Source organism: Streptomyces sp. NPDC101181 (assembly GCF_044767975.1).
Taxonomy (GTDB): domain Bacteria; phylum Actinomycetota; class Actinomycetes; order Streptomycetales; family Streptomycetaceae; genus Streptomyces.
Map to the genome: position 1 here is coordinate 375,055 of NZ_JBIWOX010000003.1, position 15,257 is coordinate 390,311.

Sequence of the window (15,257 nt, forward strand, 5' to 3'; positions counted from 1 at the left end):
GCGGCACCGGACCGCGGGGCGATCGCTCTGTGCCGCGTCTTGCTATTTCTTGACGCGAACGGTCTTGGTGGAGCGCGTTTCGAGGGTCATCTCGTCCGCTTCCGCGACCTTCGCCTTCAGTCGCACAGTACCGGTCGCCGCATCGACCACGTCGACCACCTTCGAAAGCAGTTTCGCGGTCTCCTCGTTCCCGGACGCCGACGCCAACTGCACCGCGCGGCCCAGTTTCGCCGTCGCTCCGTCGATGTCGCCCGACGTGCGCGCGTCCAGTCCCTGCTGGATGACATGGGCCAGCTCCGCCTGTCCCGTGTAGTGCGCGACCTGCGGATTGATCGAGGTCGACGCCGCCATGTCGTCCGTCCACACCGCCCGGACGAGTCCCTGGGGTGAGGGCTGCGGGCCGCCCGCGCCGGTGGCGCCGGGCAGGATCAGCGAGAGGCGGGCGGCCAGCATCTCCTGGCCGATCCCGGCCTCCTGGACCCGGACGCCCACGTGGTAGTCGCGGGACTCGTCGCCCCAGGAACCCGTCGGGTAGTCCCCGGCCCGGGGGCCCGCCTCCGTGCGTCTGCCGGTGAGGTCGACGACGGTCGGCGCCACCTGTTTCAGGAAGCGGATCTCCACCCCCACGGGCGTCCAGAGCCGCAGCGCCACGTCCGCGACCTCCTTGCCCATGGCGCTCTCCATCAGGTGCGTGAAGTCCGCGGTCAGCCCCGCGGGGTCGGCGACGATGTCGGAGGTGCCGAGGAGGGCGGCGGCGATGCCGGTGACCTCCTTGACCTCCCAGTCGGTGCCCACCCCGCGGGCGTCGCAGGTGAACCGCCCGGCGCAGGACTCCAGGGCCGCCCGCAGGTCCTCGGGCGACTCGTGCTCGTTGCGGCCGTCGGTCAGCAGGATGCCGTGCCGGATGGCGATGTCGGCCGAGTTCAGCAGCCGGTCGGCCAGCCGCAGCCAGGAGCCGATCGCCGTACCGCCGCCCGCGCTCAGCCTCCGCAGCGCCTCCTTCGCCTCCGCCCTCGTCCGCTCGTCGGCGACCGCGAGCCGTCCCTCGCCCGGGTAGACGTCCTTGGCCACGTGCGTCCCGGCGACCACCGCGAAGCGGGTGCCCTCGCGCAGGGTGTCGAGGGCCGCGGCCGTCGCGTCGCGCGCGTTGCGCATCTTGGTCGGCGGGTAGTCCATCGAACCGGAGCAGTCGACCATCAGCACGACGGCGGTGTCCGCCCCCTGCCCGGGGCCCCGGGCAGGTCCGTACGCCGACCCGGGCGCGGCCCCCGCCGGGGGAAGGCCCCCGGTGGTGCCGCCGCCGGTCGAGGTGACCGTGACGATCGCGTCGACCTCGCGCCCGCCCTCGGGCAGGAACGGGTTCTGGTACACCTCGACGGAGAACCGCGGCACGTTCGACTTGGAGAAGTTGGCCATCTGGACGGCTCCTTGAGGCTCACACGGAGGTGCAGGCCGATCCTGCCCCCTCGGCATCCACGGCGAACGGCAGAAGAGCCACTGTCACGTTGTCGTGGCCCCCGCCGTCGAGCGCGTGCCCGACGAGCACCCGGGCCCCGTGCAGGGGGCGCGTCCGGGCGTCGGCCGGGACGGCGGCGGCCATCTCCTGCGCGGATTCCGCGTAGTTCCACAGACCGTCCGTGCAGACGACCACCAGGCCCGGCCGGTCCGGTTGGAACGCGGCCGTGTGCGGCTCCAGTTCGTACGCGTCGGCGCCGAGCCAGCCGGTGATGGCGTGGGCGCGCTCGTCCGCGTACGCCTCCGCCTCGTTCATCAGACCCGCCGCCACCATCTGCGCCGCCCAGGAGTCGTCCTCGGTCAGCCGGGCGGGCGGGCCCGAGCGGTCCTCGGGCACCCAGTAGACCCGGCTGTCGCCGACCCAGCCCACGATCAGCAGGCCGCCCGCCATGATCGCGCCGACCAGGGTGCAGGCCGGGGCGTTGCGGTGGCGGTGCGCGTCGTGCTCCATCGCCGCGGCGGGCTCCTGCGCCAGGGCGTTGACCGCCTCGGACGCGGCGACGATCGCCTCGTGCATCGCCTGCTGCGGATGCGTGCCGCCGGGCAGCGACGCCAGCAACGAGGCGTTGGCGGCGCTCGCCGCGGCCGCCGACGCCTCGTCGGGGCGGCTCGCCGAGGAGACGCCGTCGCAGACGATCGCGACGACGGCGGGCGAACCGTCCGGCAGCGCGGTCGAGGAGACCGCGAAGGAGTCCTCGTTACGGTGGTGGCGCAGCCCCCGGTCGCTGACCGCGGCCACCGTGTCGAGCTGCTGCTCCATGTGATCGCGGGCGCGGGGCTGGGCGTGGCCGCAGTTCTCGCAGTAGCCGTCCCGGTCCACCCGGCCCGAGCGGCAGGCGACGCACACCTTCGCCCCGGCCCCTCCGGGCGCGGCGAGCGGCGCGGCGGCGTGCTCGGCCGCTTGCGGGTCGGCCGCACGCGGGTCGGGCGCGGCGAGCGGGAAGTCCCCGGGGACGTCCGCGGCGCCCGGAGTCCCCGGTTCCGCCCGGTCGTCCCGGCGCACCGCCGGGGCGGGCTCGCCCGTGGGTGCGGTGACGGGCGCGGCGGGCTCGGAGGTCCGCGCCGGTCCGGTGACGGGCGCGGCGGGGGCCACCGGCCCGGCCGTGGCGGCGGGCGGGGCCGCCGCGGGCACCGTGATCGCCAGTGTGGGGCGGTCGTCGGGGCGGGCGGGGGCGGCCGCGAGGTCACAGCCGCACGCCCCGCAGAACAGATCACCCGACTCCATCGGCTCCTCGCAGCCGGGGCAGCTCGACACGGCGGGCTCCTGGTGGCTCTGTGACATCCTCACACCCACGTCCGGGGGCGGAAACGGTTGGCCCGCTCCACCAGTTCGATCCTCTGCCCGCCCTGCTGCGCGAGCCGGGCGAGCGTCCGGTACGAGCCTTCCAGCCCGAACCGCAGTCCCCGTTCGTGCAGGTGGGCGCCGAGCAGCTTCCGGGCGCCCGGGGCGCCGGTGTCCGGCCCGCCCGGTGACGGGGCACCGGGACTACCGGAGAGTACCCAGTCCAGGGCCTTGCCCAGTACCTCCGCCGACAACCCCTCGCGCCGCACCGGGTCCAGGCCGAAGGCGGCCAGCGCCTCCACCTGGCCCGCCGCGGCCGTCAGATCGGCCAGCAGCGGCTCCCGCGGGGAGCGGTCGCGCAGCCGTGCCCGTACGGCGGCGACGCGGGCGGCCGTGTAGTGGATCGAGGCCTCCGGCACCGACTCCAGGGCGCGCACCGCGCCGCCCCGGTCCCCGGCGGCGATCCGCACCCGGGCCAGGCCGAACGCGGCGCTGACGTACCCCGGGTCGGTGGCCCACACCAGGCGGTAGTACTCGGCCGCGTTGTCCAACTGGCCCAGCACCTCCGCGCAGATCCCGAGCGCCAGCTTGGGCGCCGTCTCCCCGGGGAACGCGTCGTAGACCGCGTCGAAGGAGAGCGCCGCCGTCTCGTGGTCGCCGGTCACCAGCGAGGTGACGCCGCGATACCAGACGACCCGCCAGTCGTCCGGGTGTTCACCCTCCAGAGTGGTCAGCGCGCGGGCCGCCGCGTCCGGCTCCCGCATCTCCAGCCGGGCCCGCAGCTCCCGCAGCCGGGTCTCCATCGAGGGCGCGGGCACCGTGTGCAGGGCCGCGAGCAGTTCGGCGGGGGCGGAGGCCATCAGCCCGGCCAGGAAACCGGCGTTCGGGTCGCTCGCGTCGACCCGGGAGACCGGGAGCGCCAGCGCGGTGGCCCCCGCGTCGAACCGGTCCGGCCGCACCCCGCCGGACGCGGGCGGGAACTCCGCGCCCCGGGGCTCCGGGACGGGGGCGCGCGCCGGAGCCTGCGCCGGGGGAGCGTACGCGAGGGGCGCGCCTTCCCGGACCTGGGTCGACGGCGCCACCAGCGGGGCGGCCCCCGCCGGGTCCGGCACCTGACCGGGGGAGAGGGCGCCCCCCGCCGCGCCCGGTACCCCGGACGGCCCGGCCCCCGGCACGGTGGCGGCCGCACCCCGCTGCGGCGGGATCCCGGGCGGCAGTCCCGCACCGCTCCGGCGGCGGCCGAAGAGCCCGCCGCGCGCGGCGGTGGCACGGGCGCCCAGCTCGGACACGTCCGCCCGCAGCACGGGGAACAACTCTGTGTCCGTCACGCGCAGTTCCGCGCCGAACAACGTCGACAGCGCGGGTCTGGGCCGCCCTGTCCGTAGCGCCACGACCTCCCGCAGCACGCCTGTCAGCTGCTCGGCCATCTCCGCCGCCGAGGCGAAGCGGCGCGCCGGGTCCGGGTCGGTGGCCCGCACCAGCAGCCGGTAGAACGACTCGTAGGTACGCAGCACCTCGACGGTGTCCGGGTCCGGCAGCGCGTCCACGAAGACGTTGGTGTACCCCTGGAAGTCGAAGGTGAGCACCGCCAGCGTCCGGGCCACCGTGTACAGGTCGGAGGCGACCGACGGGCCCGCCTCCGCGACTTCGGGGGCCTGGTAGCCCACCGTGCCGTAGACCGCCGACTCCTCGTCGTCCATGCGGCGCACCGCGCCCATGTCGATCAGCTTCAGCTGGTCCTCGGTCTGGATCGCGTTGTCGACCTTGAAGTCGCAGTAGAGGAGGTTGCGGCCGTGCAGATGACCCAGCGCCCCCAGCGCCTCGATGCCGTACGCGCACGCCTGGTCGACGGGCAGCGGATCACGCTTCCCGGCCGGAGTGCGGCGCTCGTTGGCGATCTCCTTGAGTGACTTGCCGCCGACGTACTCCATGACGATGTAGCCGTCGAGCGACCCGGTCCGCTGGTCCAGGTGCTCCACGAAGTTGTAGATGCCGACGATGTTGGCGTGCTCGATCTCGGCCAGGAAGCGGCGCTCGGAGATCGCGGCGGCCATCGCGTCCTGGTCACCGGTGTCCAGCAGCCCCTTGAGGACCACCCAGCGGTCGGAGACGGCCCGGTCCACCGCGAGATACACCCAGCCGAGCCCGCCGTGCGCGAGGCACCCCACGACCTCGTACTGGCCGTGCACGATGTCCCCGGCGGCCAGCTTCGGCACGAACGAATACGGGTGCCCGCACTTGGTGCAGAACCCCTCGGTGCGGCCCGGCCGGTCCCCGCGCGAACGGCCCACCGCGGCCTGGCAGTCCGCCCGGGAGCAGAACCGCTTGCGCTCGGGCACCTGGGCCCGCTCCATCACCGCCGTACGCGGATCGAGCCGGGGCACGTCCGGGACCTCCACCAGACCCGCGCCCAGGCGCCCCCGGACCGAGGGCGCCGCTGACGAGCCCGAGGAGCGCACCGAGACCGAACGGGAGGTGGACGCCCCGGACAGCGAGCGCGACAGCCGCCCGGAGACCGAACGCCGTGAACCCGACGAACCGGACGAGGAACGCGCCGACGCGCGGGAGGACGAGCGCTGCGAGGAGCTGTTCCGGCCGCTCGCCCGGCCGCCCCCGGCAACCCCGGTGGGCGGTGAACTCACCATGCCGGTCGGCGAGACGACCGGGGCCAGACCGCAGGTGTCGCAGTACAGCTCACCGCCGCCCACGTCCTCGTAGGCGCCCTCGCAGCCGGGGCGCTGGCACCGCCGCGCACCGCTCATCGGCTCTCCCCCCGGCCGTCCGCGTCCCGCCGGTCCTCGGGTCCCTCGGGACGCGGCGCCAGCAGCTCCCGGGCCGCGTGCTGGTAGCGCAGGACGGCCTGCTCGGCGACCCGCAGATCGCACGGGGCGCTCCACAGCATCCGGCGCGCCGCGTCGTACCGCTCGATCAGCAGCGGGTCCTCGGCCAGACCGTGCCGGGCGACCTTCGCCTTGTACGCGTCGAGCCTGCCGCGCAGCTCGGCGCGGACCGCCAGCGGGGCCGTCACCGACGTCAACGACTCGCGGGCGCGCAGCAGTTCGTCCTCGGCCTCCCGCTCCAGCGACTCCAGCAGCGGCGAGAGCCGGTGCCACTGGGCGTGCCTGCGGTAGTCCGACGCGGCCGCCAGCCGCTCCTGGAGGGCGGTCGGCGGCCCGCTGACCGCAGGCACCTCGGAGGCGGCGATCTTCGCCAGCACCTCGCCGCGCGCCGCCCGCGCCTCGGTCAGGGTGCGGTCGGCCCGGGACAGCACGTCCCGCAGCCGCACCAGCCGCGCCTCGGCGTCCTGGCGGACCGCGAGGACCGCCTCGATCTCCCGGCGGACATCCTCCAGGGCACGGGCGGCCCGGTCGTAGCGCGAGGTGTCGGGGCGCCCGCCGCCGGGCGCCGCGCTGCCGGGGCCCGGCAGCCAGAACGCCAGCGGGTCGGAGATCACCTGTGCCCGCAGGGTGGTCAGCTCCTCGGTGATCTCCGCCAGGTCGTCGCCCGCCGGATGCTCCCCGGGCCGCACCCCGACCGAGTGCGCCAGCGAACGCGTCCGGTGCAGCTCGGCCGCGAGCAGGTCGATCCGGGCGGGCAGCGCCGACCAGACGGAGTCGGCGGCGACGACCATGTCCAGGGACCTGGCGTACAGCTCGTTCATCCGGGCCACCAGCCGCTGGAGCGAGAACCGCTCGGAGAGCCGGGCCGGGCCCGCGACGGAGGGCGGCGGCACCGCGCCCGCGTTGGCGAGCGTGACCGCCTCGCCGCGCAGCAGCTCGGTGAGGGCCGCGAGGTCCTCCCGGTTCGGGTGGCGCCTGCGGGCCCGTATCTCCCGGGCCTCGGCCAGCGCCCCCGCGTAGGCGTCGAAGTACCCCCACAGCAGGGTGATCGACTGCTCGGTGGCAGCCCAGCGCTCCCCGGTCACCCCGGTCAGCTCGGCCCCTTCCAGGAGGCGGCGGCCCGCATGGTCCTGGAGGGCGAGGAGCGAGGTCTCGATGGCCTCGTGCTCCGCGCCGAGCCTGGCCAGCGCACGGTCCGCCTCCTCCCGGTCCATGACCGGGCCGGGCGGCCTCCCCGCGAAGCTGGGGAAGGATCCCGCGACGCCCATCGATCACCTCTCCGCTCTCCCGGGGGGCCGGTGGCCCCGGCGGGATCGCTTGCTTCGGTCTGGTCCGGTCCGTGTGCCCTGCCGGCGGCAGGGGTCAGTCGTCGCGGTACGTGGGCGGGGGTGGCGCGGTGATGCCGGGCAGCCCGGCCGCCAGCCACTTCCTGTAGGACCGCATCCAGGCGCTGTCGCTCCCGCCCGCCCGGTAGTCGACGAGCACCTTGTTCACCCGGGCCACCAGGTCGTCGGCGCCCTTCTTCGTGGCTACGCCGTAGAACTCGGTGGTGAACGGGGCCTTCCCCTTGAGCTCCACCGCCGGGTCCTGGGCCGCCTGACCGGCCGCCAGGGCGTTGTCCGTGACGATCGCGTCGACCTCGCCCAGTTGCAGCCGCACCAGGCAGTCCAGCTGGTTCGGCACGGTCAGCCGGTCCCGGTCGCGCCCGGTGCCGTCGTGCTCGTCCCGGTAGACCGCACCGAAGGACTCCTTCTCCAGTGCTTCGTAGGCGGTGGAGCCCTCCGCCGAGCAGACCCGCTTGCCCCGGAGCGAGGCGTCGTAGCCGGTGATGGCCGACTCCTTGGGGGCGAGGACCTGCTGCCCGGCCTGGAAGTAGGCGGTGGAGAAGGAGACCTGCTCCAGCCGCTCGCAGTTGATCGTCATCGTCCGTACGACGACGTCGACCCGGTCGTTCTCCAGGGCGGCGATGCGCTGGTTGGTGGGGATCGCCCGGAAGACCACCGCGTCCGGGTCGCCCAGCACGTCGTCCGCGATGGCCCGCACCAGGTCGATGTCGAACCCTTCCAGCTCCCCGCTCGCCGGATCGCGGTAGCCCCACCGGAAGCTGTTCTGGTCGACGCCCGCGACCAGCTTGCCGCGCGCCTTGATCCTGTCGATGTCCGGACCGTCCGCACCCGACGGCTTCAGGCTCGCCTCCGGCTCCGTGCAGGCCGCGGCCCGCACCGGGGCGGCCGTCACCGTCCCGCCCCGCGCGTCCGCACCGCCCGCCCCGTCGCCGTGGCGGGCCAGCGGCAGCAGGGTGAGGGCGGCGGTCACCGCGCAGGCCGCCGCCATGCCCGTCACGCCGCCCCAGCCGCGCAGCCCGCCGCGTGAGGACCGGTCCCTGGTCATCGCCGCCCCCCTCACCGGTACTCCGCCAGCCTGCGGTTGACGCCGACGATCACGGCCGCCGCTCCCAGCACCGCCAGGGCGACGGCTCCGGCCGGCAGGCCCCGCAGGGCCCCGCGCCCGCCCCGGGCAGCCGCGGTGAACTCGCCCTGCTCGTGGGCGAGCGCCTGCTCCAGCGCGGCGTCGACCCGCTGGAAGGACTCCCCGGTGGAGCCACCGCCGCCGATGACCCGCTCCAGCGCGCCGTGGTAGTCGCCCTGGTCGTCGGTGGCCCGTGCCGCGCGGTGGCGGCTCTGCCACTCGGTCACGGCGTTGGCGGCCCGGCCCACCGGCTCGCTGCCGCCCGTGCCGTCGGCGAGCCGACCGGCCCGCTCCAGCCCGTCCTTCAGCTCCCTCATCCCGGTCGTGTAGTCCGTCTCGTACTGGTCGGCGGAGCCGTCCGCGGTCAGCACGGCGCCGCGCGCCACCAGGGTGAGGTTCTCGTTGGCCCGCGCCTTCAGGGAGTCGATCCGGGCCTCGTTGAGCACGTCCAGCGAGGCCTGGCCGTTCGCCATCGCCGACCGGAGCTCCGCCCGCGCCACGGTGTGCCCCACGGCCAGCCACACCAGCACCACCGAGGCGGCGGCCGTCGCCGCCAGCAGCCCGTGGTTCAGCACCCGGTTCGTCCGGCGGTAGGTGCGCCGCTGCATCCACACCAGCGCGCCCAGCACCAGCAGCCCGGCCCCGGCCGACAGCAGGGGCCAGCTCCTGGCGTCGGCGGAGTCCGACTCCAGGCGGCCCGTCTCCGCCGCGTACAGCCGCTCGGCGGCGGGCAGCATCTCACCCGCCATCTTCTGGTTGGCGTACCGCAGATAGGCCCCGCCCAGCGGCAGCCCCTGGCGGTTGTTGGCACGGGCCCGCTCGACCAGGCCCGTGTAGACCGGCAGCAGTTCGTTGAGGGTGGTGATCTCCCGGCCGGAGGCGGTGGCGGAGTCGGTGTCCGCCGACGCCTTCACCAGCAGCCGCGCGGCCTCCTCGATGTCGGAGCGGTACCGCTCGCGTACCGCGTCGGGCTCCTGCGCCCCGGCGAGGAAGCCACCGGCGGCCGAGGTGTCCGCGTCCGCGAGGAAGCGGTAGATGTCCGCCGCGTCGGCGCTCAGCGGCTGGCTGCGGCTTGCCACGTCGTCGGCGGCGGCGGCCCGCCGGGTCGTCTCCAGGGTGGTCACCGCGCCGAACACCACGACCAGCAGGGCCAGGACGGCTCCGATGATCTGGAGCCGGCCGGGCTCGGTCGTCGCCACGGCCCGCAACCGCCGCGCCCGGTCCCCCAGACCGCCGCCCCGGGGAGAGGGGACGCCGGGGGGCGCGGACACCGGGTCCGGCGCGCGCGGCGGCGCCGCGACGCCGCTCGGCGGATGTGTCACTCGACCTCCCCCTCGGTCACTGGCCGCGGCCCCCCGTCCTGGTCCGGACGACGCGTGCCCGGCCAGAAGTATGGCCGTGGGGAAGGGCCTTCACACCAGGAACGCCCGGATCACGCGTCAGCCCCGCATTCGATCAGGGCGGGCGCGGTCGATCAAGACGACCGGGACGACGTGCCCGGAAACATCCCCATAAGCGAACGGACTCCCCATCAGGTACACGTTCCACGGCTCTGATCGGTTCCCTCCCGCACCCCGCGTCCCCCGTACGAGGGGCGGCCGCCGCGCGCGCCGGGCCGCCGCCCCGTACGGGTGTGCGGTCTCCCGTACGAGGGGCGCCCCGCCGGACCGTCGCCGACGGGGCGCCCCCCCCGGGGTCCGCCGCGCGCCCCGGCCTCAGACGTACTGCGCGCGCAGTCTGCGGTGCGCCTCGGGCGCCGCCCCCGTGCGGTCCAGGCCCAGCAACGCCGCGCCCAGCACCGGCGGCTGAGCCACCACGCGCACCTCGGCCTTCGGGGCGCGGGCGGCCAGCAGCGCCTCGATCCGGTCGTTGAGCTGCGGGTGGCGCGCGGCCAGCACACTGCCGCCCAGCAGCACCGGAACCTCCTCCTCCAGCAGCTCCAGGCGGTCCAGCGCGACCGAGGCCATCGCCACCACCTCGTGGGCCTGCCGCTTCACCAGCCCGGCCGCCACCGGGTCACCGGCCGCCGCCGTGGCGAACAGCACCGGCGTCATCTCGTGCCGCCGTCCCGGCCCGACCGCGCCCCGGTGCAACGCCTCGATCAGCGCGTACACCGAGCCGAGGCCGAAGTGGGCGGGCAGCGCCCGGACCAGCTCCGTCGGCTCGCCGCGCCCGTCCTCGGCGCGCGCCGCGAACCACAGGGCCTCCTCCGCGAGCCCCGCCCCGCCGCCCCAGTCGCCGGACATCCGCCCGATCGCGGGAAACCGGGCGGTCCGCCCGTCCGGGGTCATGCCCACACAGTTGATCCCGGCCCCGCACACCACCGCCACGCCCCGGGGCTCGTCCACCCCGGCGCGCAGGATCGCGAAGGTGTCGTTGCGCACCTCCACCGACGTGCCCCAGCCGCGTTCCGCCAGGGCGGCTGCCAACTCGGCCTCCTCGACGGGAAGATCGGCGTTGGCCAGACACGCGGAGACATGGCCGAGCGGACCGGGGGGACCGTCCAGCGCCGCCACCGCCCGCTCCAGCACCGCGCCCAGCCCGTCCAGCGCCGCCCCCACCCCCACCACGGGGGGCTGGAAACCGCCGCCCCGGGCCGAGGCCAGCACCGTGCCGTCCGAGCCGATCAACGCCACGTCGGTCTTGCTGTTGCCCGCGTCGACGGCGACCACCGACACGTTCACGTCCACGCCAGGTGCTCCCGGTTGTGGGCGATCAGCCGGTCGGTGAGGCCCTCGGCGTAGGCGTACTGGCCGATCAGCGGATGGGCCAGCAGGGCGGTGAAGACCCGGTCCCGGCCGCCGCGCAGCGCCGCGTCCAGGGCCAGGTCCTCGTACGCCGTGACATTGGCGATCAGCCCGGCGTACAGCGGGTCGAGCGCCGGGACGGCCAGCGGGGCCGGGCCCTCGCGCCCCACCCGGGCCTGCACCTCGATCACCGCGTCGTCCGGGAGGAAGGGCAGCGTCCCGCCGTTGCGTGTGTTCACCACCTGGACCGGTGAACCGCCGTCGCCCAGCAGTGCGGCCGCGAGGTCGACGGCCGCCTCCGAGTAGAAGGCCCCGCCGCGCTTGGCGAGCAGCGCGGGCTTCTCCTCCAGCGCCGGATCGCCGTACATCTCCAGCAGTTCCTTCTCCATCGCGGCGACCTCGGCGGCCCGGGACGGCTTGGTGCCCAGCTCCCGGACCACCTCGTCGTGGGCGTAGAAGTAGCGCAGGTAGTAGGAGGGGACGACGCCGAGGCGTTCGATGATCCGCCGCGGCATGCGCAGGTCGTCGGCGATGGCGTCGCCGTGCTCGGCCAGCAGCCCCGGCAGTACGTTCTCGCCGTCCGGGCCGCCCAGGCGCACGCCCAGCTCCCAGCTCAGGTGGTTGAGCCCGACGTGGTCCAGGTGCACCTGGCCGGGCTCCACCTCCAGCAGCCGGGCGAACTTGCGCTGGAAGCCGATCGCCACGTTGCACAGGCCGACCGCCTTGTGCCCGGCCCGGAGCAGGGCGCGGGTGACGATGCCGACCGGGTTGGTGAAGTCGATGATCCAGGCGTCCGGGTTGGTGCGGCGCACCCGCTCGGCGATGTCCAGGACCACCGGCACGGTCCGCAGCGCCTTGGCGAGTCCGCCCGCCCCGGTGGTCTCCTGGCCGACGCAGCCGCACTCCAGCGGCCATGTCTCGTCCTGGTTCCGCGCCGCCTGGCCGCCGACCCGCAGCTGGAGCAGCACCGCGTCGGCGTCCGCGACGCCCGCGTCCAGGTCGGAGGTCGTGGTGATCCTCCCCGGGTGGTCCTGCTTGGCGAAGATCCGCCGGGCCAGGCCCCCCACCAGCTCCAGCCGGCCGGCCGCCGGATCGACGAGCACCAGCTCCTCGATGGGCAGGGTGTCCCGCAACCGGGCGAATCCGTCGATCAGTTCAGGGGTGTAGGTGGACCCGCCACCCACTACTGCGAGCTTCATGTCAGCCCTTTACTCCGGTCAGTGTGACGCCTTCGACGAATGCCTTCTGGGCGAAGAAGAAGACGGCGATCACGGGGGCCATGACCAGGACGGTCGCGGCCATGGTCAGGTTCCAGTCGGTGTGGTGCGCGCCCTTGAAGGACTCCAGGCCGTAACTGAGCGTCCAGGCGGCCGGGTTCTCGGAGGCGTAGATCTGCGGCCCGAAGTAGTCGTTCCAGGCGGCGAAGAACTGGAAGAGGGCGATGGCCGCGACGCCGGGCCGGGCCATCGGCAGGACGACCTTGATCAGCGTGCGGAACTCGCCGCAGCCGTCGACCTTCGCCGCGTCCAGGTACTCGTTCGGGATGGTCAGCAGGAACTGCCGCAGCAGGAAGATGGAGAACGCGTCCCCGAAGGCCATCGGGATGATCAGCGGCCACAGGGAGCCGGAGAGGTCCATCTGCTTGGCCCAGAACAGGTACATCGGGATGATGACGACCTGCGGCGGCAGCATCATCATCGAGATGACGAGCATCAGGGACAGCTTGCGGCCCCGGAAGCGGAACTTCGCCAGCGCGTACGCCACCGGGATCGACGACACCACGGTCAGCACGGTGCCGAGGCCCGCGTACAGCAGGGTGTTGCGCCACCAGGTCAGAAAGCCGGGGGTGTTGAAGACCCGTTCGTAGTTGCCCCACTCCCAGGTGCGGGGGATGAGGTCGCGGGTCAGCGCCTGCTGGTCGTTCATCAGCGACGTCAGCACGACGAAGACGAACGGCAGCACGAAGAAGAGCGCGGCGGCGATCCCCAGCGAGTGCACCGCGATCCAGTGCAGCAGCGCCCTGCGGCGGGCGGTGCGGGCGGCCGGGGTGTGCGGCGCCTTCGCCGGGGAGGTGGGGGCGGGCTTGTCGAGAAGCTGGGTCATGGCTCAGTCACCGGCCTGGATCAGGTTGTTGCGGCCCCGCATGAGCAGCGTGGTGAAGGCCATGGCCAGGGCGAACAGGATGAGGGCGACGACACAGGCGGCGCCGTAGTCGAAGCGCTGGAAGCCGAGGTTGTAGACGAGCTGCGGGAGCGTCAGTGTCGACTTGTCGGGATAGCCGGGTTCGAAGGACTGCCCGGAGCCGCCGATCACCCCGGAGGCGACCTTCCCGGCGACCAGGGGCTGCGTGTAGTACTGCATCGCCTGGATCACGCCCGTGACCACGGCGAACAGCACGATCGGGGAGATGTTCGGCAGGGTCACGAAGCGGAACTTCTGCCAGGCGGACGCCCCGTCCAGCTCGGCCGCCTCGTACTGCTCGGCCGGCACGTCCAGCAGCGAGGCCATGAAGATGACCATCAGGTCCCCGATGCCCCAGACCGCGAGCATGGTCAGGGCCGGTTTGGACCAGGCGGCGTCGTTGAACCAGCCGGGCGTCGGCAGCCCGGCGTCGCCGAGGATCGCGTTGACCGGGCCGGTGCCGGGGTTGAGCAGGAAGACGAAGGCGAGCGTCGCGGCGACCGGCGGGGCGAGGTAGGGCAGGTAGAACAGCGTCCTGAAGACCCCGGTGCCCGTCTTGATCTTCGTGATCAGCAGCCCGATCCCGAGGCCGAAGACGACCCGGCAGGTGACCACGACGAGCACCAGCCAGAGCGTGTTCCACAGCGACGGCCAGAACATCGGATAGTCGCGGAAGACGTACGTCCAGTTGGTCAGCCCGTTGAAGGTGGGCGCGCCGAAGCCGTCGTAGGAGGTGAAGGAGAAGTAGACCGTGGAGACCATCGGGTAGGCGAAGAAGAGCGAGAACCCGATCAGCCACGGCGACATGAAGGCCGCGTTCCGCAACGCCGACCTGCGGCGCTTGGAGCGGAGGGTGTGCGTCGTCATCGCCGGGCTACCTGGCCTTGGCGATGTCGGTGTCGATCTGCCGCGCGGTCTTCTCCAGGCCCGCCTGGAGGTCCTTCACCGCACCCTTCTCGTACTGGTAGCCGAAGTCCTGGAGGGTCAGCTGGTACGTGGCCCCGTTGACGGCCCCGTCGGAGGTGCTGGACTCCGGGTGCCGGGCGATGTCCAGGAAGGTCTTGAAGCGCGGGTCGAACTTCAGGTCCGGCGACTTCAGCGCCGCGAGGGTGGAGGGCACGTTCCGGATGCCGTTGGAGAAGCTGACGACGGCCTCGGTGTCGCTGGTCATGTACTTCACCAGCTCCCAGGCGGCGTTCTGCTTCTTGCTGGCGGGTGCGATGCCGACGATGGTGCCGGAGAGATAGCCCTTGCCGTAGCTGTCCGCCTCGTCGTCGGCGACGGGCATCGGCGCGACCCCGATCTCGAAGTCCGCCCCGGCGTCCTCGGCCATCCCGAGCCGCCACTCGCCGTCCAGCTGCATGGCGACCTGGCCGGTGTGGAAGGGGTGCTTGGCGCCCCACTCGTCGCCGAAGGTGCCCCGGTACTTCTCCAGCCTGGTGTAACCGCCGAGGCTGTCCACCAGCTTCTTCTGGTACGTGAACATCTTGGCGAACGCCGGGTCCCTGGCGATGTTGGACTTGCCGTCCTCGTCGAAGTAGGCGTGCTCCCAGGAGGGCATGTAGTGGCTGACGACGGTCTCGTAGCCGTGGAAGTTCGGCATGAAGCCGAGCTGCTGGTAGGTGTCGCCCTTCTCGACCGTCAGTTTCTTGGCCACCTCGGTCAGTTCGGACATCGTCTTCGGCGGCGCGGTGATCCCGGCCTTCGCGAAGGCGTCCTTGTTGTAGTAGAGGCCGTAGGCGTCCGTGAGCAGCGGCAGGGCGCAGCGCTTGCCCTCGAACTGGGTGTAGTCCAGCAGGACCTTCGGGAAGGTCTTCTCCAGGTCCAGCTTCGACTTCTCGATGAACGGCTTGAGATCGGTGAAGGCGCCCGAGGCGCAGAACTTGCCGACGTTGGCCGTGGTGAAGGAGGAGACGACGTCGGGGCCGTCCGAACCGCCCGCGCGCAGCGCCTGGTTGAGCTTGTCGTCGTTGATGTTGCCGGAGACCTTCACCGTGATGTTCGGGTGGGCCTTCTCGAAGCGGTCGATGTTGTCCTGGACCGCCTTCACCTCGGCCGGTGAACTCCAGCCGTGCCAGAAGTTGATCGTGGTCTTCGCGTCCGGGTCGTCCGAGGCCCCGGCCTCGGACTGGCCGGTACACGCGGTGGCGAGCACCGATATCGCCGCGACGGCGACGGCGGTGGCGGTGAGACGGCTTGTGCGCATGACGAAACTCCCAGGGA

The 15,257-nt window shown here is 73.4% G+C and carries 11 protein-coding genes; all 11 read right to left on the minus strand.

The features are described from left to right. Window positions 1-42 precede the first annotated feature (42 nt). Entirely contained in the window at window positions 43-1,416 is a 1,374-nt protein-coding gene (locus tag ACIRRU_RS08275; RefSeq protein ID WP_403677751.1) for a VWA domain-containing protein, read from the minus strand. Between the two features lie 19 nt (window positions 1,417-1,435). Next, a complete protein-coding gene (locus ACIRRU_RS08280; RefSeq protein ID WP_403677754.1) occupies window positions 1,436-2,797 on the minus strand; it encodes a PP2C family protein-serine/threonine phosphatase in 1,362 nt (453 codons plus the stop codon). Window positions 2,798-2,799: 2 nt separating this feature from the next. Continuing rightward, window positions 2,800-5,559 carry a tetratricopeptide repeat protein gene (locus tag ACIRRU_RS08285; protein WP_403677757.1) on the minus strand — a complete coding sequence of 920 codons (2,760 nt, stop codon included), beginning with the start codon at window positions 5,557-5,559 and terminating at the stop codon, window positions 2,800-2,802. Beyond that, window positions 5,556-6,905 carry a hypothetical protein gene (locus ACIRRU_RS08290; RefSeq protein ID WP_403677760.1) on the minus strand — a complete coding sequence of 450 codons (1,350 nt, stop codon included), beginning with the start codon at window positions 6,903-6,905 and terminating at the stop codon, window positions 5,556-5,558. The genes ACIRRU_RS08285 and ACIRRU_RS08290 overlap by 4 nt, the downstream gene beginning before the upstream one ends. A 94-nt stretch (window positions 6,906-6,999) precedes the next feature. Continuing rightward, on the minus strand, window positions 7,000-8,028 hold the full coding sequence (locus tag ACIRRU_RS08295) for a glutamate ABC transporter substrate-binding protein (protein ID WP_403677763.1): 1,029 nt from the start codon (window positions 8,026-8,028) through the stop codon (window positions 7,000-7,002). Window positions 8,029-8,039: 11 nt separating this feature from the next. Further along, complete coding sequence (locus ACIRRU_RS08300; protein ID WP_403677766.1) at window positions 8,040-9,428, minus strand: hypothetical protein; 1,389 nt, start codon at window positions 9,426-9,428, stop codon at window positions 8,040-8,042. A gap of 393 nt (window positions 9,429-9,821) precedes the next feature. After that, a complete protein-coding gene (locus tag ACIRRU_RS08305) occupies window positions 9,822-10,796 on the minus strand; it encodes an N-acetylglucosamine kinase (protein ID WP_403677769.1) in 975 nt (324 codons plus the stop codon). Continuing rightward, window positions 10,787-12,052: a 6-phospho-beta-glucosidase gene (locus ACIRRU_RS08310; protein WP_403677772.1), complete on the minus strand. Its 1,266-nt coding sequence runs from the start codon at window positions 12,050-12,052 to the stop codon at window positions 10,787-10,789. Before ACIRRU_RS08310 ends, ACIRRU_RS08305 begins: the two co-directional genes overlap by 10 nt. Window position 12,053: 1 nt before the next feature. Beyond that, on the minus strand, window positions 12,054-12,956 hold the full coding sequence (locus ACIRRU_RS08315) for a carbohydrate ABC transporter permease (RefSeq protein ID WP_403677775.1): 903 nt from the start codon (window positions 12,954-12,956) through the stop codon (window positions 12,054-12,056). Window positions 12,957-12,959: 3 nt separating this feature from the next. Beyond that, window positions 12,960-13,901 (minus strand): carbohydrate ABC transporter permease, encoded by a 942-nt coding sequence (locus tag ACIRRU_RS08320; RefSeq protein ID WP_403677778.1) that lies wholly within the window; start codon window positions 13,899-13,901, stop codon window positions 12,960-12,962. A gap of 7 nt (window positions 13,902-13,908) precedes the next feature. Continuing rightward, window positions 13,909-15,240 carry an ABC transporter substrate-binding protein gene (locus ACIRRU_RS08325; protein WP_403677781.1) on the minus strand — a complete coding sequence of 444 codons (1,332 nt, stop codon included), beginning with the start codon at window positions 15,238-15,240 and terminating at the stop codon, window positions 13,909-13,911. Between the last annotated feature and the right edge of the window lie 17 nt (window positions 15,241-15,257).